The organism is Agrobacterium genomosp. 13 str. CFBP 6927 (genome assembly GCA_900012615.1).
Taxonomy (GTDB): Bacteria; Pseudomonadota; Alphaproteobacteria; order Rhizobiales; family Rhizobiaceae; genus Agrobacterium.
In genome coordinates this window covers 402194-420391 of sequence record LT009756.1, presented here as the reverse complement: position 1 = coordinate 420391, position 18198 = coordinate 402194, and the positions used below count along the sequence as shown (strand labels likewise).

13 protein-coding genes are annotated in these 18198 nt (G+C 61.5%); 6 read left to right on the top strand and 7 right to left on the bottom strand.

Going from position 1 to position 18198, the window contains the following annotated elements:
* Positions 1-22 precede the first annotated feature (22 nt).
* From AGR13A_RS02035 to AGR13A_RS02020, 3 genes are all read right to left on the bottom strand, one after another.
* A complete protein-coding gene (locus AGR13A_RS02035) occupies positions 23-2239 on the bottom strand; it encodes a 3-hydroxyacyl-CoA dehydrogenase NAD-binding domain-containing protein (protein ID WP_080833389.1) in 2217 nt (738 codons plus the stop codon).
* A 254-nt stretch (positions 2240-2493) separates the two neighbouring features.
* Complete coding sequence (locus AGR13A_RS02025; protein ID WP_080833385.1) at positions 2494-3702, bottom strand: acetyl-CoA C-acetyltransferase; 1209 nt, start codon at positions 3700-3702, stop codon at positions 2494-2496.
* A gap of 37 nt (positions 3703-3739) precedes the next feature.
* A complete protein-coding gene (locus AGR13A_RS02020) occupies positions 3740-5536 on the bottom strand; it encodes an acyl-CoA dehydrogenase C-terminal domain-containing protein (RefSeq protein ID WP_080833383.1) in 1797 nt (598 codons plus the stop codon).
* 378 nt (positions 5537-5914) lie between these two features.
* Here AGR13A_RS02020 and podJ point away from each other — a divergent pair, with 378 nt between their 5' ends.
* The 4 genes from podJ (at position 5915) to AGR13A_RS01995 (ending at position 12276) form a co-directional block, all read left to right on the top strand.
* On the top strand, positions 5915-9667 hold the full coding sequence (podJ, locus tag AGR13A_RS02010) for a cell division protein PodJ (protein WP_080833381.1): 3753 nt from the start codon (positions 5915-5917) through the stop codon (positions 9665-9667).
* 261 nt (positions 9668-9928) lie between these two features.
* Positions 9929-10855, top strand: coding sequence for a sulfite exporter TauE/SafE family protein (locus AGR13A_RS02005; protein WP_035227581.1), 927 nt, complete (start codon positions 9929-9931; stop codon positions 10853-10855).
* Entirely contained in the window at positions 10852-11679 is an 828-nt protein-coding gene (locus AGR13A_RS02000) for a TIGR02186 family protein (protein ID WP_080833379.1), read from the top strand. The genes AGR13A_RS02005 and AGR13A_RS02000 overlap by 4 nt, the downstream gene beginning before the upstream one ends.
* A gap of 159 nt (positions 11680-11838) precedes the next feature.
* Positions 11839-12276 (top strand): universal stress protein, encoded by a 438-nt coding sequence (locus tag AGR13A_RS01995; protein WP_035227577.1) that lies wholly within the window; start codon positions 11839-11841, stop codon positions 12274-12276.
* A gap of 18 nt (positions 12277-12294) precedes the next feature.
* On the opposite strand, the gene pdeM is transcribed toward AGR13A_RS01995, so the two are convergent.
* Positions 12295-13023, bottom strand: a complete 729-nt coding sequence (pdeM, locus tag AGR13A_RS01990; protein ID WP_080833376.1) for a ligase-associated DNA damage response endonuclease PdeM — start codon at positions 13021-13023, stop codon at positions 12295-12297.
* Between the two features lie 70 nt (positions 13024-13093).
* Positions 13094-15613, bottom strand: a complete 2520-nt coding sequence (locus AGR13A_RS01985) for a ligase-associated DNA damage response DEXH box helicase (protein ID WP_080833374.1) — start codon at positions 15611-15613, stop codon at positions 13094-13096.
* Between the two features lie 121 nt (positions 15614-15734).
* Between AGR13A_RS01985 and AGR13A_RS01980 the strand changes: the two genes are divergently transcribed.
* Both AGR13A_RS01980 and AGR13A_RS01975 read left to right on the top strand, forming a co-directional pair.
* Positions 15735-16238 carry an RrF2 family transcriptional regulator gene (locus tag AGR13A_RS01980; RefSeq protein WP_080833372.1) on the top strand — a complete coding sequence of 168 codons (504 nt, stop codon included), beginning with the start codon at positions 15735-15737 and terminating at the stop codon, positions 16236-16238.
* A gap of 109 nt (positions 16239-16347) precedes the next feature.
* Entirely contained in the window at positions 16348-16809 is a 462-nt protein-coding gene (locus tag AGR13A_RS01975; protein ID WP_035227571.1) for a carboxymuconolactone decarboxylase family protein, read from the top strand.
* 26 nt (positions 16810-16835) lie between these two features.
* On the opposite strand, the gene AGR13A_RS01970 is transcribed toward AGR13A_RS01975, so the two are convergent.
* Both AGR13A_RS01970 and AGR13A_RS01965 read right to left on the bottom strand, forming a co-directional pair.
* The gene (locus tag AGR13A_RS01970) at positions 16836-17477 is read right to left on the bottom strand and encodes a YitT family protein (RefSeq protein ID WP_080833370.1); all 642 of its coding nucleotides are present in this window, start codon (positions 17475-17477) and stop codon (positions 16836-16838) included.
* Positions 17478-17550: 73 nt separating this feature from the next.
* Positions 17551-18162: a YitT family protein gene (locus AGR13A_RS01965; protein ID WP_080833368.1), complete on the bottom strand. Its 612-nt coding sequence runs from the start codon at positions 18160-18162 to the stop codon at positions 17551-17553.
* Positions 18163-18198: the final 36 nt, after the last annotated feature.

Below are 18198 nucleotides of genomic sequence, written 5' to 3'. Positions count from 1 at the left end.
GTTCAATGTCTCGCTTGAAGCCTCAGGCCGCCTTGGCGGCGCTGGCATAGGGATCGAAGCGACCGTAGAAGGTCTCGCCCTTGGCGGCCATGTCCTTCAGCAGCGGCGTCGGCTTGAAGCGCGGGCCGTAGGTCTCACTGAGCTTTTCGGCGAGTGCCACGAAGTTCTTCACGCCCATGCCGTCGATGTAGGACAGCGCACCGCCGGTATAGGGCGCAAAGCCGAAACCGAGGATGGAGCCGACATCCGCCTCACGCGGATCGGTGACGATGCCTTCTTCCACCGTGCGGGCGGCTTCCAGCGCCACGGTGACGAGGAAGCGCTGTTTCAGCACCTCCATATCCACGTCTTCAGGCTTCTGCTGCGGATAAAGGTCCTTCAGGCCGGGCCAGAGGGATTTCTTGGCGGGCTTTTGCGGATAGTCGTAAAAGCCCTTGGCGTTCTTACGGCCGAAGCGGCCCTCGCCTTCCACCAGCTTCTTCACCAGCTCCATATGGCGCGGATCGACAGCCTTTTCGCCGAGATCGGCGACGGTGGCTTTCAGGATCTTGTAGGAAAGATCGATGGCCACCTCATCGTTCAGCGCCAGCGGGCCGACCGGCATGCCGGCGAATTTCGCGGCATTTTCGATCATGGCGGCGGGTACGCCTTCGATCAGCATATCGTAGCTTTCCGCCATGTAACGCAGCACGCAGCGATTGACGAAGAAGCCGCGCGTATCATTGACCACAATCGGGGTCTTCTTGATCTTGGCCACATAATCCAGCGCGACGGCGAGCGCCTTGTCGCCGGTTTCCTTGCCGAGGATCACTTCCGTCAGCATCATCTTCTCGACAGGTGAGAAGAAGTGGATGCCGATGAAATCCGCCGGGCGCTTGGAGTTCTTAGCAAGCCCGGTGATTGGCAAAGTGGAGGTGTTGGAGGCGAAGATCGCGCCCTGCGGCAAGACGGCTTCCACGGCCTCGATAACGGCCTTCTTCACATCGCGGTCTTCGAAGACGGCCTCGATGACGAGATCGGCATCGGAGAGCGCCTTGTAATCCGCCGTCGGGGTGACGAGGTCTAGCAGGGCCTTGCCCTCGTCCTGCGTCAGCCTGCCCTTGCCGATGGCGGCCTTGACGCTTTCCTCGCAATGGCCCTTGCCCTTGTCGGCTGCTTCCTGATCGCGGTCCACCAGCACAACGGGGATGCCGGCGGCAGCGGTGACATAAGCGACGGCAGCGCCCATGAAGCCCGCGCCGACGACGCCGACCTTCCTGAACTCCGTCTTCGGCTGGCCGGCCGGGCGGCGCGCGCCCTTGCCCAGTTCCTGCATGGAAATGAACAGCGAGCGGATCATGCCGAAGGCTTCCTTCGAGCGAAGGATTTCGGTGAAATAACGCTGCTCCACCTTCAGCGCCGTATCGAAGGGCAATTGCAGGCCTTCATAGACGCATTTGAGGATGGCGAGTGCGGCCGGATAGTTGCCGGCACTTTCACGGCGCAGGATGGCCGGTGCTGCGGGCCAGAGCTGGGCTGCGGCAGGCGTCCAGATGCCGCCGCCGGGGGCCTTGAAGCCCTTTTCATCCCACGGCGCGACCGGCTTCAGGCCGTCCTTGATCATCTGCTTTGCAGCGGAAATAAGCTCATCCGGCTCCACCACCTGATGCACCAGCCCCATGGCCTTGGCGCGCGCGCCGGTCAGCGACTGGCCGGTGGTCATCATCTGCAGCGCCGATTGGGCATCCGTCAGGCGCGGCACGCGCTGGGTGCCGCCGGCGCCGGGGAAGATGCCGACCTTGACTTCCGGCAGGGCGATCTTGAGGTTCTTGGCGCTGGAGGCTACCCGGCCGTGGCAGGCAAGCGACAGCTCAAACGCACCGCCCATGCAGGTGCCGTTGATGGCCGAAACCCAGGGCTTGCCGTTGGTCTCGATCTTGCGGAACAGGCCCGTCATGCGGCCAACCAGTTCGAACAGCTTTGCCGCCGCCTGATCCGGGTTCTTCGTCTTCTCATCATTGTAGAAGGAGAACATCGACTTGATCATCGAAAGATCGGCGCCGCCGGAAAAGGTGCTTTTGCCGGAGGTGAAGACGACGCCCTTGACGGCGCTGTCTGCGACGGTGGCATCAACAATGGCGTTCAGCTCGTCCATCACCTCTGACGTGAAGACGTTCATGGATTTTTCCGGCATGTCCCAGGTGACGAGGGCAATGCCGTCTGCGTCCGTCTCGATGGTGAAATTGGTGTAAGTGCTCATTTGGGATTCCTCTTCCCTCAAATTTCCCTGCGGTTACGACAGTCCGAGTGCGAGGCCGACACAACCGACCACAAGAACAAGAAACACAATCAAACCCCAGCGCTCTGCCCGGAGCCGCCGGATGTGGACAGGGGAAACGGGGCGGATGGACGCCCTATGATCCTGTGCCATGTCCTTTTCCAGATTGTGCCGAGCCAGCTGCTGTTCGATCTCATTCTTGGGCCGCTCGTAAACCTCGCGCCTCATGACCAGCCTCAAACCCGCTCGATAACCGTCGCCGTGCCCATGCCAGCGCCGATGCAGAGCGTGACGAGCGCAGTGTTCAGATCGCGCCGCTCCAGCTCATCCAGCACCGTGCCGAGGATCATCGCGCCGGTTGCACCGAGCGGATGGCCCATGGCGATGGCGCCGCCATTGACGTTCATCCGGTCGTGGTCGATGTCGAAGGCCTGCATGTAACGCAGGACCACGGCGGCAAAGGCTTCGTTGAGCTCGAAAAGATCGATATCGGCAAGCGACATTCCGGTCTTTTTCAGGAGCTTTTCAGTCACATCCACCGGGCCGGTCAGCATCAGCGCCGGGTCAGAGCCGATATTGGCGAAAGCCTTGATGCGGGCGCGCGGTTTCACACCCATCGCCTCGCCGCCCGCCTTCGAGCCAACCAGCACGGCGGCAGCGCCATCAACGATGCCGGACGAATTGCCGGCGTGATGGACGTAATTGATCCGCTCCACTTCCGGATGCGCCATGATGCCGACGGCTTCGAAGCCGCCCATTTCACCCGGCATCTGGAAGGACGGATTGAGCGAGGCAAGCGCCTGCATGTCCGTGCCGGGGCGCATGTGCTCGTCACGGTCGAGGATCGTCAGGCCGTTTGAATCCTTCACCGGAATGACCGACTTGTTGAAATAGCCCTTTTCCCAGGCATGCGCCGCGCGCTTCTGGCTTTCGACGGCATAGGCGTCGACATCGTCACGGGAGAAACCATACTTTGTGGCGATGAGATCGGCCGACACGCCCTGCGGCATGAAGAAGGCCGGGAAGTTGACCGAAGGGTCCATGTACCAGGCGCCGCCAGACATGCCCATGCCGACGCGCGACATGCTTTCGACGCCACCGGCGATGACGATATCGTCAGACCCAGCCTTGACCTTGCCGGCCGCAAAGTTGATGGCATCGAGACCCGAGGCGCAGAAGCGCGATATCTGCATGCCCGGGGCCTTATTGGAGTAACCCGCCTCGAAGGCGGCAGCCTTCGGGATCACCGCACCGGCATCCATGACAGGATCGACGCAGCCCATGATGATGTCATCGACAGCGGATGTGTCCAGCCCGTTGCGGTCGCGGAGGGCTTCCAGTGTCTTGGCGGCAAGGCGAACGGAGGGCACCTCATGCAGGCTGCCATCCTTCTTGCCGCGTCCGCGCGGGGTGCGGACATGGTCGTAGATAAATACGTCGGTCATTGTTTCTCTCCCTGCGGCGTCAGAAACGCCAGCCTCATCAGAATGCTTCCGCAGCCAGTTCCATCATGGTGTCCGCGCCGGTTTCGATGCGGGCCTTCCGCAGCGCCGTTTCCGGCATGATGCGCTCCATATAAAACTTCGCCGTGACAAGCTTGGTCTTGAGGTAATCCTCGTCCGAAGTGCTGCCCGCTGCAAGCGCTTCGCTGGCGGCTTTCGCCATGCGCGCCTGCATGTAGCCCAGCACCACGATGCCGAAGAGATGCATATAGTCGGTCGAGCCGGCACCGGCATTGTCGGGTTTCGCCATGGCGTTCTGCATGAACCACATGGTTGCGGCCTGCAGGTCGTTCAAGCCCTTCTTCAGACCCTTGGTGTAGAGGCTGAGCTTTTCGTCGGCGCGGTTCTCCTCGCAGAAATCGCCGATTTCCTTGAACAGCGCCATCACGGCGCGGCCGCCATTCATGCCGAGCTTACGGCCCACCAGATCGAGCGCCTGAATGCCGTTGGCACCCTCATAGATCATGGTGATACGCGCATCGCGGACATATTGGCTCATGCCGTGTTCCTCGATGTAGCCGTGGCCACCGAAGACCTGCTGCGCCATCACCGCATGGTCGAAGCCCTTGTCGGTCAAGACACCTTTCAGGATCGGGGTGACGAGGCCGAGCAAGTCGTCCGCCGCCTGGCGCTGCTTTTCATCGGCGGCGCGGTGGGCGATGTCGGATTGCAGCGCGGTCCACAGAAGGAATGCGCGGCCGGCCTCGTTATAGGCCTTGATGGTCATCAGCGTGCGGCGGATATCCGGGTGCACGATGATCGGATCGGCCTTCCTGTCGGGGAATTTTGCACCCGAAAGCGAGCGGCCCTGAATGCGGTCACGGGCATATTCCACCGCGTTCTGGTAGGCGATCTCGCCAACGGACAGACCCTGCAGGCCAACGCCGAGGCGGGCCTCGTTCATCATCACGAACATGGCGGAGAGACCCTTGTTCTCCGCGCCCAGCAGATAACCCGTCGCGTCATCATAGTTCATGACGCAGGTGGCGTTGCCGTGAATACCCATCTTGTGCTCGATCGCACCGCAGGTGACGCCATTGCGCTCGCCGAGCGTACCATCTTCCTTGACGAGGAACTTCGGCACGATGAACAGCGAAATACCCTTGGTGCCTTCCGGCGCGCCCTCGATACGGGCAATCACCAGATGGACGATATTATCAGTCATGGAATGTTCGCCGGCGGAGATGAATATCTTCTGGCCGGAAATCCTGTAGCTGCCGTCGCCCTGCGGAACCGCCTTGGTGCGCAGCAGGCCGAGATCGGTGCCGCAATGGGGTTCGGTCAGGTTCATGGTGCCGGACCATGTGCCTTCGACCATCTTCGGCAGATAGGTCTGCTTCTGTTCCTGCGTTCCATGCACGAGGACTGCGGCGATGGCGCCCTGCGTCAGGCCGGGATACATCATCAGCGACAGGTTGGCGGACGACATATATTCGCCGATCGCGGCATGGAGCGTATAGGGCAGGCCCTGACCGCCAAATTCCTGCGGAACGGCAAGACCGATCCAGCCGCCCTCGCAATAGGCGTCATAGGCCTCCTTGAAACCTTCAGGCACGGAAACCGAACCGTCGTCGGCGCGCTTGCAACCCTGCTGATCGCCGGAAAGGTTGAGCGGGAAAAGCCGCTCTTCGGCAAGCTTGGCGGCTTCACCGGTGATGGCCTCGATCATATCAGGGGTTGCATCTTCGAAGCCGGGCAGGTTGTTATACCGCTCCAGGCCGAGAACGTCGTTCAGGATAAAAAGCGTGTCTTTGACTGGGGCCTTGTAAACAGGCATTACCGATGTTCCTCCGCATCGTGAAAGCCGGAGCCGATCCGGCAAATATGGGATGACAATATTTGACGTGCGCGTAAACGTCAAATAAATTCCGGTTGAATATCGACTGCCCTTTCCGCCGATTGGATGGTCAGCCCGCGCGCGGGAGTGCCGCGCGCCACAAAAGTTAAAAAATTCCCACCATAGTTAACCACTTCTTTACCACGTTTCGTGAATTCTCCCGACAGAGGTAACTGCTTCGTCCATCGGCGCATTTTCCTCCAAGGGGGCAAATACCGGCTCTAGAATTGCTGCATGTTGCGGCGACGGCATGTCCAGACAGGCAACCGTCGCGACAAACAACCGGGCACGCCGGACGGAAGCGAAGCGAGCGAGAAGATGAACGGATTGCGATCGAAAACCCAACAGCCAGGCGACAGATCGTCTCTTGATGCTCTCAATCGCACCATTGAAGGTCTTGAAGCCCGTATTGAAGGGCTGATGAGCCAGAAATTCCCGCGCGAGCCGCGCACGGCGACCCCGGCGCCGGAACCGAAAACCGAGGCTTACGCCGCGCCGCGCGAACCCCGCGCCACGGTTACGCCGCCGCAGCTCGACCCCGTCAACGAAATCCGCCAGCGCCAGCGCCTGCTCGAATCAAGCTTCCAGCGGCCGCAGGAGCCCGTTGCACGCCCGGAACGAACCATTACCAGGCCGCTTGCGCCGGAATATCGCCCGAACGAGGCGGCTGCCGCCGCACCGCGTGCACGCTCCATTCCGCCTTATCAGGAGCAGCAGCGTAACGACGCGGCCTTGCAGGAAATCGCACAGGCCCTCGTCAACCTGCGGCATGAGCTGAAGCACGATATTTCCGAAGGCGTGGCGCGCGAGGCGCAGGGGCTGCGTGCGGAGATCCGCAACATTCGCGCCATCGCGGAAGACCAGCAATTCATCGGCGATCTGCGCGACGATATTGCACGGCTTGCCGGCAGCATCGACCAGCTCGGCAACCTGGCATCGCCTGATGCCTATGGGCTGCGCAACGAATTCGAGGACCTGCGCCTGACGATCGACCAGCTTGCGCGTGAAGACAGCGTGCACCGGATCGAAAGCCGCTGGAACAACGTGGAAGATACGCTGCGCGGTTTTGACGCCGCCTCGCTGCAGGATGAGATCGTTTCGCTCGCCTATCGTCTGGACGACATCAAGACCCAGCTCGGCGGCATGAGCAACAATCCGGCCGTGCGCGTGCTTGAAGAAAAGCTGATCGCTATTGCGAGCGCCGTGGAGCAGCTCGGCAAACACATGCAGCCGAACGAGGCGGCCTTTACCGAACAGTTTTCCGGACTGGATCAGCGTCTGGACGAAATCAGCCGCGCGATTGCCGCAACCGGGGCCCGCTCGAATGCCCAGGCCACGGATAGTGCGTTGGCGCAGCGGCTGGAAACCCGCCTGAACGGCCTTGCCGAACAGCTTGATGACATCAACCGTCTTGCCGCCACCAAGCCTGAGCCGGCGCTGGACCTGACCGCCCGTCTCGAAACGCTGGCCGGCAAGATCGATGAGCTCAGCACCGCCCGCGACGCCGCGCAGCTGCATGAGCGGCTGGACCAGCTTTCCCTGCTGCTGGAGCGTTCGCAGCGCCCTTCGCAGCAGGCGGAACTGACCTCCTTCCTCAGCGACATTTCCCGCAAGATCGACGCGCTGGATCACGGCGCCGTCAATGATGGCCTGGCCGAACGGCTCGACACGCTGTCGCGGCGGATCGAGGATCTCGATTATCGTTACAGCCAGCCGCAGCCCGCATCAGGCTTCAGCGAAAGCGCTTTCTCCCGTCTGGAAGAACGGCTCGGCAATATTGCCGCCCGCCTGGACGAGACCGCCCATGCCGCGCCCGCCGACAGCCACGCGCTGGCAAGCCTCGAAAACCAGATCGCCCATCTCTCAACGCTGATCAGCCAGCCGGTGCACGCACAGGCGAGCCTGCCGCCGGAACTCGATGCCCGCATGGCGGCGATCGAGGACTATATGGCGTCCAACGACGAATATATCATCGAAGCGGCGCGGCAGGCGGCCGAAGCCGTTCTGGACGCCTATACCCGCAACAACCTGTCCGCCGGCGCCAATCTCGCCGACATGACGATGCTGACCGATCTCGCGACCGATCTTCGCAGCCTAGAGGCCCTGAGCCGTAACACCGAAGAGCGCACGCACCGCACCTTCGAGGCGCTGCATGAGACGCTGGTGCAGATCGCCGGCCGGCTCGACAGTCTCGACAATCGCGAGGCTGTTCCCGCCTATCGTGAAGAGGCCGCGCCCCGCAACGTTGCGCAGCATATGGTTGCTCCCGCCCGCGAAGATGTGCCCATGCCGGCAGCGGTCTTCCCGGAGGAAGGTTATATCGCCGAGGAGCAGGCCATTCTCGACGCCGACGAGAAGGATGCGGATGCGATGACCGTCGTGCCGCCTGCTGCGGCAAAGCCGGCAAAGGCCGAAAAGAAGAGCCTGCTTGCCGGCCTGACGAAACGGTTCAGGAGCAGCACGGCGAAGGCGGCCAAAACCGCTGAAGAGCCCATATCCGCCACCTCCACGCGCACGCAGGTGGAGCCCGCGCCTTCGCTCGACCCGATTGACGTTCTGCCAGCCGGCCAGGAAAACGAGCTTCTGGAGCCGGGTTCGGGCGCGCCTGATATCAAGAAGATACTGGAACGGGTGCGCGCCAGCCAGGTTGCCGCCAGCGGCAAGGCCGCCGATGCCGAAGGACGGACGGATTTCATTGCCGCCGCCCGCCGCGCGGCACAGGCCGCCGCCATGGAAACCTCGCCGGAGAAGCTTGAAACCGGCAAGAAAAATCGCAAGGCCGACGCCTCTGCGCTCTCGCGCTACCGTCGTCCGCTGCTGCTCGGCATCGGCGCCATTCTTCTCGCCATGATGGCCATGCCGCTCATCAAGACGTTGATCGGTGGCGCGGAAGCGCCGGCACCCGTCATCGAACAGAAGATGGAAAACTCTCCGGTCTCCGCCCTTCCCGAGAGCGGCGACAAGGCAGTGACCATCCCGTCCGACCTCGCGATCGATCAAGAGCAGGCGGCATCCGCCGACAGTATCGAAAACGCCGCACCGCCGCAGAATACAATCGATCCCCGCACCATAGGCGGCGCACCGCTCGCCGACGAGCCGCCGGTCGCCAATGCTCCGGTTGTCGATACGACAACACCTGACACAATCGTAAAAAGTGAGCCGCAGGCACCGGCGCAGCAAGCCGCCGCCACGGCTGCCCCCGCCCAGGACGCGATTGCGGTTCCCGCAGGCATCGAGCCGGCGTCGCTTGCTGAGGCCGCAGCCAAGGGCGACACGCAGGCGCTGTTTGAGATCGCCGCACGTTACACCGACGGCCGCGGCGTGGCCGCCGACCGTGCTGAAGCCGCGAAATGGTATAAAATGGCGGCGGATCGCGGTCTTGCACCCGCACAATATCGTCTCGCCAATCTTTACGAGAAGGCAAACGGCGTCGAGCGCAACCTTTCCGAGGCCAAGCGTTATTACACGCTGGCCGCAGAGCAGGGCAATGCCGGCGCCATGCACAATCTCGCCGTCCTGCTTGCCTCAGACGCGGCCGGCCAGCCGGATTTCACTGGTGCCGCACAATGGTTCATCAAGGCTTCCGAACTCGGCGTTCGGGACAGCCAGTTCAACCTCGCCATTCTCTATGCCCGCGGCAGCGGTGTGAAGCAGGATATCGAGGAATCCTACAAGTGGTTCGCGATTGCCGCCAAGGATGGCGACGCTGACGCCGCCCAGAAGCGTGACGAAGTTGCCGGGGCCATGAACCCGCAGCAGCTTCAGAGCGCCAAGGCCAAGGTGGACGTGTGGAAGGTCAAGCCGCTTTCGGAAGACGCCAACAGCGTCAACCCGCCTGAGGAATGGGCCGGCAAGGAAGGTGTGAAGACCGCCTCCGTGGACATGGAAAAGGCGATCCGCAACATTCAAGCAATCCTGAACAAGAACGGTTTCGATGCCGGCCAGCCCGATGGCAAGCTTGGCAAGAACACCGTCACCGCCATCAAGGACTTCCAGAAATCCGTCGGCCAGACGCCTGACGGACGCATCACCAACGAGCTGGTGACCGCGCTGCTTGCCCGCAACAAGTAACATTCCGGAACCGATGGGGCGGCCTCCTGGCCGCTTCGGCGCAACACGGCGCAGGAATGTGACGGCCTGCCGACACACGGCCGCTATCTTTCCAAATTATCAACGTATTTACCGTTGAATGTTGACACGTCAGACCCTCGCGGGCATGACGAATGAAGGCTGGGCATGCCCGGTCTTTTCAGACAGAAAGTATAATCGCGGCGCGGCCCCCTCACCCGGACAGGCCCCGTCGCCCGGAACCATTTGCCCGAGGTCCGAGCCGTGACTGTCTATCTGCCAATCGCAGAACTGTCGGTGAATATTTTCATCATTCTGGGCATGGGCGCGGCTGTCGGTTTTCTTTCCGGCATGTTCGGCGTTGGCGGTGGTTTCCTGATCACGCCGCTTCTGATTTTCTATAATATTCCCCCCGTCGTGGCGGTTGCGACTGGCGCGAACCAGGTGGTCGCCTCTTCCGTTTCCGGCTCCATCACGCATTTCCGGCGCGGGACGCTGGACGTCAAGCTTGGCAGCGTGTTGCTTGTGGGCGGTCTTGTCGGCGCCACGGTCGGCGTGTGGATATTCTCCTTTCTGCGCAGCATCGGCCAGCTCGATCTCATCGTCTCGCTGCTCTACGTCATCCTGCTCGGCACCGTCGGCGGCTTGATGCTGAAGGAGAGCATTTCGGCGCTCCGCCGCGCGGCCCGCAACGAAACCGTGACGCTGCGCCGTCCCGGCCACCACAACTGGGTACACCGTCTGCCGCTGAAAATGCGGTTCAAGAAATCGAAGATCTATCTCAGCGTCATTCCCATCGTGACCCTGGGTTTCGGCATCGGCATCCTGACCTCGATCATGGGTGTCGGCGGCGGCTTCATCATGGTGCCGGCCATGATCTATCTTTTACGCATTCCCACCAGTGTGGTCGTCGGCACCTCGCTGTTCCAGATCATTTTCGTGACCGCCTATACGACCGTCGTACAGGCCGCGACCAACTATTCCGTCGATGTGGTGCTGGCTTTCATCCTGATGGTGGCGGGCGTCATCGGCGCGCAATATGGTGTGCGGGTGGGGCAGAAACTGCGCGGCGAACAGCTGCGTGCGCTGCTGGCGCTGCTGGTGCTTGCCGTTGCGCTTCGCCTCGCCGTATCGCTGGTGGTGCGCCCGGAAGACCTGTTTTCGGTTGCCGTCGGGGGGTTAGGTTATTGACCCGCCCTATTTTACACGCCGTGTTTTTTCTTCTCTCATGCCTTACCTTTGGCGGCATTGCCTCGGCGCAGACACCACCGCTTGCCCTGCCGCCCGGTCCGCAGCAGCGGTCACTGCTGGAAAACATCGAAATCGGCGCATCGACGACGGAAATCCCCATCGCTTCCGATTTTCGTGGTGCGGATTTCACGCTCTTCGGCGCGCTGAACAATACCGACCAGCTGCTGCTTGCCATCGGGCAATATGATATTGTCGTGACGCTCGAAGGACCGAGCGACTACATGACCGTGCGCAAGAAAGAACGTGTGGCCGGTATCTGGATCAATACCAGCGCCATTACCTTCACGCCGCTGCCGGAATCCTATTCCATGGCCAGCACGCGCGACATCAGCGCCATCGCCTCGCCCGGTACCTTGCGGGCCATGGGGCTGGGTGTCGATCATCTGTCGCTCAAAAGCGCTGTCTTTTCCGGCGTGCCTGACAATGTCTTCGATTTTCAGGAGGCCTATCGTCGGCTCAAGCTTTCAAGCGGCATTTATCGCAACGACACGACCGGGGTGAGGCTGGAACGCACCGGCCTTTTCTGGGCGACGCTTCGCCTGCCCGCCAACGTGCCGAACGGCGTGCACACCGCCCGCGCCTATCTCTTCAAGAGCGGCAAATTCATCGCCCAGCGCGAACTGAAACTGCGCGTCGTCAAGACGGGCATGGAACAGGCGATCACCGACGCCGCCCATCAGACGCCGCTTGCCTATGGCGCTCTTTGCGTTCTGCTCGCCGTCGTGACCGGCTGGGGTGCGAGCATCATCTTCCGCAAGGACTGAGCCTTTTCCCTCCCGGAAAAGACACCGTCTGCCGCCCTTTCCTCCAAAGATAGCATTCGCTTCCTTCAACGGTTTGCGGTAAAATTCAAGGCGTTACAACCACGCACGCAGATCACGGCGGTAAGTGCGGTTGTGACCGGGATGAAAAGGAGAAATGTCATGTTCAAGCACATTCTCATTCCCACCGATGGCTCGCCGCTGGCGCAGATCGCAATCGACCAAGGGTTCGCTCTCGCCAGGGAGGCAGGCGCAAAGGTGACCGTCGTGACGGTATCGGAACCCTTTCACGTGATTGCCAGCGATGTCGAGGACATTGCCGCCATTGCTGAAGAGGAATTTCACCGTTGCGAGGAGGCGGAGCATCTTCTGAGAGACACGCAGGCGCACGCCGAATCCATGGGGCTCGATTGCGAAGCCCTGCTGGCGCGAGCGGGGCGGCCGGATGAGGCTATCATCGAAATTGCCGACAGAACCGGCTGCGACCTCATCGCCATGGCGTCGCACCGGCGCAGGAGTTTCATCGAGATGCTGCTCGGCAGCGTTACGGCCAAGGTGCTGAAGAATTCGAAGATACCGGTGCTGGTCTACCGTCAATAGGCGGCTGCAACACCATGCTCAGCCGAGCAGATTGGCAAACCGCACCGAATAGATGCGCTCCCGCCCCATCAGATGCGCGACGAGAGCGGCGTGATCAAAGAGACCGCGCATAGCCTTGTGCCGCAGATCCAGCCCGCCGCTCATGACCCCGAAAGCCGGCATCAGAAGCCGTGAACCATCGGTGGCGAAACAGGGCCGCCGAACCGTCTTTTCGCGACGACGAACGGTGGCGGAAGGATGTAGGTGGCCGGCGATTTCGCCGGCGGCATCACGCGCTTTCGGCTCATGGCGGAAAACGAGATTGCCGTAAAACATCTCATCCACCGAAGATCCCGGCAGATCGACCGTACCGTCAGGATCATGATTGCCGTTGATCCATATCCATTCACGGCCGCTGGCCATCTCGCGGATGATTTCACGCAGCATGGGCGGCAGATGCTCGGACCCCACGCGGTCGTGGAAATTGTCGCCGAGGCTGACGACGATCTTCGGGTCGTAGCGGCTGACGAGGGAGGACAGGATTTTGAGGGTAGCGATGGTGTCATAAGGCGGCAGCATGCGCCCGCGCCGGGCAAAGGCCGCCCCTTTTTCCAGATGCAGGTCGGACACCACGAGCAGCGACAGGTCGGGCAGGTAAAGTCCGCCGAGCGGATCGCACCAGGCCGCGACACCATTAACGGCGGTTTCGCTGCCGAGGCATTCGAAACCGTTTGAAAACCTGTCGCTCAATGTGAGACGGCTCAGCACTTCTCGTCGTTCCTTTACCGGGTCCGCATATCGGACGGCCCGAAAGTCGTTTGCATCTGTCCGCCGGCTCCTAGGACATCGCTTCCGCGATCAGTTCGTCTGCGGCTTCGGCCAGCACATCGTCCATCGCCTCGCCCGCCACCGTCTCGCGGCCGATTTCCAGCATGACCGGAACGGCAAGCGGCGAGACATGCTCCAGCGCGCGGTGGGTGGTGTGACCCTTGATTCGCCTCAGCATATCGCCAAGACGGCCAATGTCCAAAAGTCCCGCCGCGGCATCGCGCCGCGTCGCTTCCAACAGGATATGGTCCGGCTCATGGCTGCGAAGAACGTCATAAATAAGATCGGCGGAGACCGTGACCTGTCTGCCGGTCTTTTCCTTGCCGAGATGGCGGCGTTCGATCAGCCCGGAAATGACGGCGCAATTGCGGAAGGTGCGCTTCAGCATGAAGGATTCGTCCAGCCACGCCTCCAGATCATCGCCCAACATATCCTCGTCCAGCAGGTCTGCAAGCGACAGGCGGCGGGATTTCAGCCGTCTGCCGATGTCCTCCATGGCCCAGATGGCGAGCGAATAATCGGTGGCGACAAAGCCCATGGGCTTTGCGCCCGCCCGCTCCAGCCGGCGCGTCAAAAGCATGCCGAGCGTCTGGTGCGCCAAGCGCCCCTCGAAGGGATACATGACCATGAAGAAGCGCTTGCGGAAGGGGAAGGTCTCGACCAGCAGCTCGTCGCGCTTGGGAATGATCGACTTTTCCTTCTGGATCGCCAGCCAGTCGCGCACCTGATCCGGGAGCGCATGCCAGCGCGTCGGGTCTGCCAGCATGGAGCGCACCTGATCCGCGAGATAGGTGGAGAGCGGGAACTTGCCGCCGGCATAGGAGGGTATCTTCGGGTCCATGGAGAAGGCCTGGGAGACCAGGCATTCATTCTCCCTGATACCCTCGAAGCGCAGCACCTTGCCGGCGAAAAGGAAGGTATCGCCCTGCACCAGCTGTTCGAGGAAATATTCCTCGACCTTGCCGAGCGACATGCCGCCGCGCCCGACCGTGCCCTTGGCATTACGCTTGACCATGCGGACATTGAGTTCCGCCGCCTCGACGATGGTGCCGAGGTTCAGGCGATATTGCTGCGCGACCGCCGGATTGGAGACGCGCCAGCGACCGTCCTTCATCTGCCGGATGCGGGCGTAACGCTCATAGGTGCGCAGCGCGTAACCGCCGGTGGCGGTGAAATCCACCACCCGGTCGAAGGTGGCGCGCGGCAGATCGGCATAGGGCGAGGCGCTGGTTACTTCGCGATAAAGATCATCCGCATCGAAGGGCTCGGCGCAGGCCATGCCAAGTATGTGTTGGGCGAGAACATCGAGCGCGCCCTCGGCAATCGGTGGCGTATCCTGCGCGCCGATATAATTGGCATCAAGCGCTGCCCGGCACTCCATCACCTCGAAGCGGTTGGCGGGAACGAGGATCGCCTTTGACGGCTCATCCATGCGATGATTGGCGCGGCCGATGCGCTGGGCCAGGCGGCTTGCGCCCTTCGGCGCGCCGACATGCACGACGAGGTCGACATCTCCCCAGTCTATGCCGAGATCGAGCGTGGAGGTGGCGACGACGGCGCGCAATTTGTTTTCCGCCATGGCCGCTTCCACCCTGCGGCGCTGGCCGGCATCCAGCGAACCGTGATGGAGTGCAATCGGCAGATTGTCGTCATTGATGGTCCAGAGTTCCTGGAAGATCAGCTCCGCCTGCGAGCGAGTGTTGACGAAGATCAGCGTCGTCTGATGGTCCTTCAGCGCGGCGTACAAATCCTTCATGGCGTAACGCGCCGAATGGCCGGACCAAGGGATGCGCTCTTCCGTGCTCAGGATGGAGATATCCGGCTTTGCCCCGCCTTCGACGGTGATGAGGCCGGCGGGCGGCTCCGCCTGCCCCTGCGGCGCGAGATAACGGCGCAAATCCATCGGCTCCGCCACCGTGGCCGAAAGGCCGATAAAGCGCACATCGGGTGCGTGCAGGCGCACCCGGGCGAGCGCCAGCGACAGCAGATGGCCGCGTTTGGAGGTGACGAGCGAATGCAACTCGTCGAGCACCACATATTTCAGGTCACGGAAAAAGCGCTCGGCCTCCTTGTTGGCGAGCAGCAGCGAGACCTGTTCCGGTGTCGTCAGCAGAATGTCTGGCGGCTTCACCTTCTGGCGCTGGCGTTTTCCCTGCGGCGTATCGCCGGTGCGGGTCTCGATGGAAATCGGCAGACCCATTTCAGAGACGGGTCTGGTGAGGTTGCGTTCGATATCCACCGCCAGCGCCTTGAGCGGCGAGATATAGAGCGTGTGCACGCCGACGAAGCCGGAGCCCGCCGGCACCTTGCCGCGTTCTGCCAGATCGGTGAGCGAGGCCATGAAGCCGCCCAGCGTCTTGCCGGCGCCCGTGGGCGCGATCAGCAGCATGTTTTCGCCGCCGCGCGCCCGGGCCATCAGCTCCAATTGATGCGCGCGCGGAGACCACCCTTTTTCGGCAAACCATTTCTGGAATGGAAGGGGCAAGGAGCCGACATGCGTGCCGGAAATGGGAGACTCGGCGTGTTTCACATCTTCAAGGTAGTGAAAAAGCTGCAAAAAAGAAGGGCGGAACGGGACCGCTTGACAGAAAGCGCAATCACGGATAATTTTTATCCACGATACTGAAACAAACCGCACAGGGACAAGTCGGATGAAACTCGGCGACGGCGTGGAACAGGCCATTCACAGCGTGGGCATGCTGGCGGGGCTTTCCGAAGGCGGCGTGCTGTCGGCAGCGGCGCTGGCGGAATTTCACGGCGTTTCCACCAGCTATCTGCTGAAGCATCTTCAGTCGCTGTCCAATGCCGGGATTGTCGCCACCGTGCCGGGGCCGAAGGGCGGTTACCGTCTGGCCCGGGCGACAGACAGGATCACGCTGCTCGATATCGTGCTGGCCGTCGAAGGGCCGCAGCCTGCCTTCCGCTGCGCGGAAATCCGCCAGCGCGGGCCGAACCCCTTGCCGGGGCGTTATTTCACCAAGCCCTGCGGCATCAATGCCGCGATGCTGAAAGCGGAGAAGGCCTATCGGGCGGAACTCGCCAAAACCACCATCGCCGATATTCTGGACGATCTCGCCGCCAATGATGATGGCGGGATTGCCGCGCGTGGCTGCGCCTTTCTGGAGCTGAACGAGCGCAAGACGATGACGCGCTGAGACCCGAAAACAGGCCCCCCAAAAAAAGATCGACCTGCACCGGAGAGCTTCGCCGCTTTCCGGACCGATGACGCATGACTTCAAACAGACCCAACCAATGGAGAGACCCATGAAAACCCGTATCAACTATGCCAAAGCATCGCCCGAAGCCTTCAAGGCCGTCATGGCTCTGGAAAATTATGTTCAGGGCAGCGGGCTCGAGCGCCGCTTCGTTCACCTCATCAAGCTGCGCGCCTCGATCATCAACGGCTGTGCCTTCTGTGTGGACATGCATGTGAAGGAAAGCCGCCATGACGGGCTCTCCGAACAATGGATCAACCTGATGAGCGTGTGGCGGGAATCCCCCGTTTATACCCAGCAGGAACGGGCGCTGCTCGGATGGGTGGACGCGGTGACGAAGATTGCCGAAACCGGCGCCCCGGATGATGCCTTCGAGACGCTGAAGGCGCATTTTTCCGATGAGGATATCGTGAAGATCACGGTCGCCATCGGCGCCATCAACACCTGGAACCGCATCGCTGTCGGTTTCCGCTCCCAGCATCCGGTCGATGCGGCTGCGAAGGCGGCGTGACCTCTTAAACCCAAAATGGGCGGCCGCTACATGGCGATGTAGCGGTCGTTTCTGTGATTGATGGCGAGCGTGAGGTTCATGACCAACGCGCCGAGGATGGAGCAGATGATGACGAAAGGTGTGGCCACGAAGAACGAGCAGGCCAGCACCATGCCGTCAAAGGCGAGCTGCACGAGGCCCGCGCGCCAGCCGAAACGATCCTGAAGATAAAGCGCGAGGATACCAAAACCGCCGAGACTCGTGCGATGACGGAACAGCGCCAGCATGCCGGCCGCGACGGTCAATCCGCCAAAGAGAGCCGCAGCAACCGGATTGATGCTCTGAAAGGCGAAAAAGCCGGGCATATATTCCGACAGCAGCGCCGTCATGGCGATGGCGCAGAAGGTCTTGACCGTGAAGGCAAGACCGAGACGTCGGAAGGCGAGATAATAAAACGGCAGGTTGACGAGGAAGAACACCACGCCGAAGCTGAAGCCGGTGGAATAATGCGCCAGAAAGGCAAGGCCGACGGTGCCACCGGTGAGCAGGCCCGCGGCAGAAAGCAGGGTCACACCGAGCGAGACGAGCATGCTGCCGGCCAGAACGCCCTGGGCATCCTCCAGCATCGAATGACGATCTGGCGCGGAAGCCCAGATATTCAAGCGCCTGCGTGCAGTCGTATCGCCCATGCCTGTTCCCCTGATTTTCCGGCCTCTGTCGAGCTATTGCGCAAAAGCGCGATGGATTTCAAGCGTGCTTTACTCAGCGCACAACGATGTATCTGTCCGAGCGGTGATTGATGGCGAGAAACATGTTGAGCACGAAAGCGCCGACAATCGAATAGACGACGGTGGCCGGATCGATGACGAGGAAGGCGCAGAGCATCACGAAGGCATCGAAGGCCAGCTGGATCAGACCGGCGCGGATGCCGAAGCGATCCTGAATATAGATGGCCAGAATGCCGATACCGCCCAGGCTGGCGCGGTGGCGATAAAGCGCCAGCAATCCATACCCCAGAAGCAAGCCGCCCAGAAGCGCCGCCCAGAGCGGGTTGATGCTGTCGATGATCATCCAGCGCGCCTCCACTTCCGTGAGCACCGAAACGAGGCCGATGGCAATGAAGGTCTTCAAGGAGAAGGCAAGACCGAGGCGTCGGAAGGACAGGTAATAGAAGGGCAGATTGACGAGGAAGAACAGGAGGCCGAAGCTGATGCCGAAGGCATAGTGAAGGAGAAAGGCGACGCCGGCGGTGCCGCCGGTCAGAAGGCCGACCTTGTTCAGCAGATAAAAGCCGAGCGCCGACACGATGGCACCGGTGACGATGCCCTGCACGTCTTCCACCGGCGCATGTCTGGCCGGATCGGAACTCCACATGCTGTAAACGCTTCTCGTTCTGCTCACGCTTTTTCC

Coding starts and splice junctions, on each gene's coding strand:
- AGR13A_RS02020 (WP_080833383.1), bottom strand. CDS start 5,536: ATGCCTGTTTACAAGGCCCCAGTCAAAGACACGCTTTTTATCCTGAAC.
- AGR13A_RS02025 (WP_080833385.1), bottom strand. CDS start 3,702: ATGACCGACGTATTTATCTACGACCATGTCCGCACCCCGCGCGGACGC.
- AGR13A_RS01970 (WP_080833370.1), bottom strand. CDS start 17,477: ATGGGCGATACGACTGCACGCAGGCGCTTGAATATCTGGGCTTCCGCG.
- podJ (WP_080833381.1), top strand. CDS start 5,915: ATGAACGGATTGCGATCGAAAACCCAACAGCCAGGCGACAGATCGTCT.
- AGR13A_RS01980 (WP_080833372.1), top strand. CDS start 15,735: ATGAAACTCGGCGACGGCGTGGAACAGGCCATTCACAGCGTGGGCATG.
- AGR13A_RS01965 (WP_080833368.1), bottom strand. CDS start 18,162: ATGTGGAGTTCCGATCCGGCCAGACATGCGCCGGTGGAAGACGTGCAG.
- AGR13A_RS01995 (WP_035227577.1), top strand. CDS start 11,839: ATGTTCAAGCACATTCTCATTCCCACCGATGGCTCGCCGCTGGCGCAG.
- AGR13A_RS01975 (WP_035227571.1), top strand. CDS start 16,348: ATGAAAACCCGTATCAACTATGCCAAAGCATCGCCCGAAGCCTTCAAG.
- AGR13A_RS02035 (WP_080833389.1), bottom strand. CDS start 2,239: ATGAGCACTTACACCAATTTCACCATCGAGACGGACGCAGACGGCATT.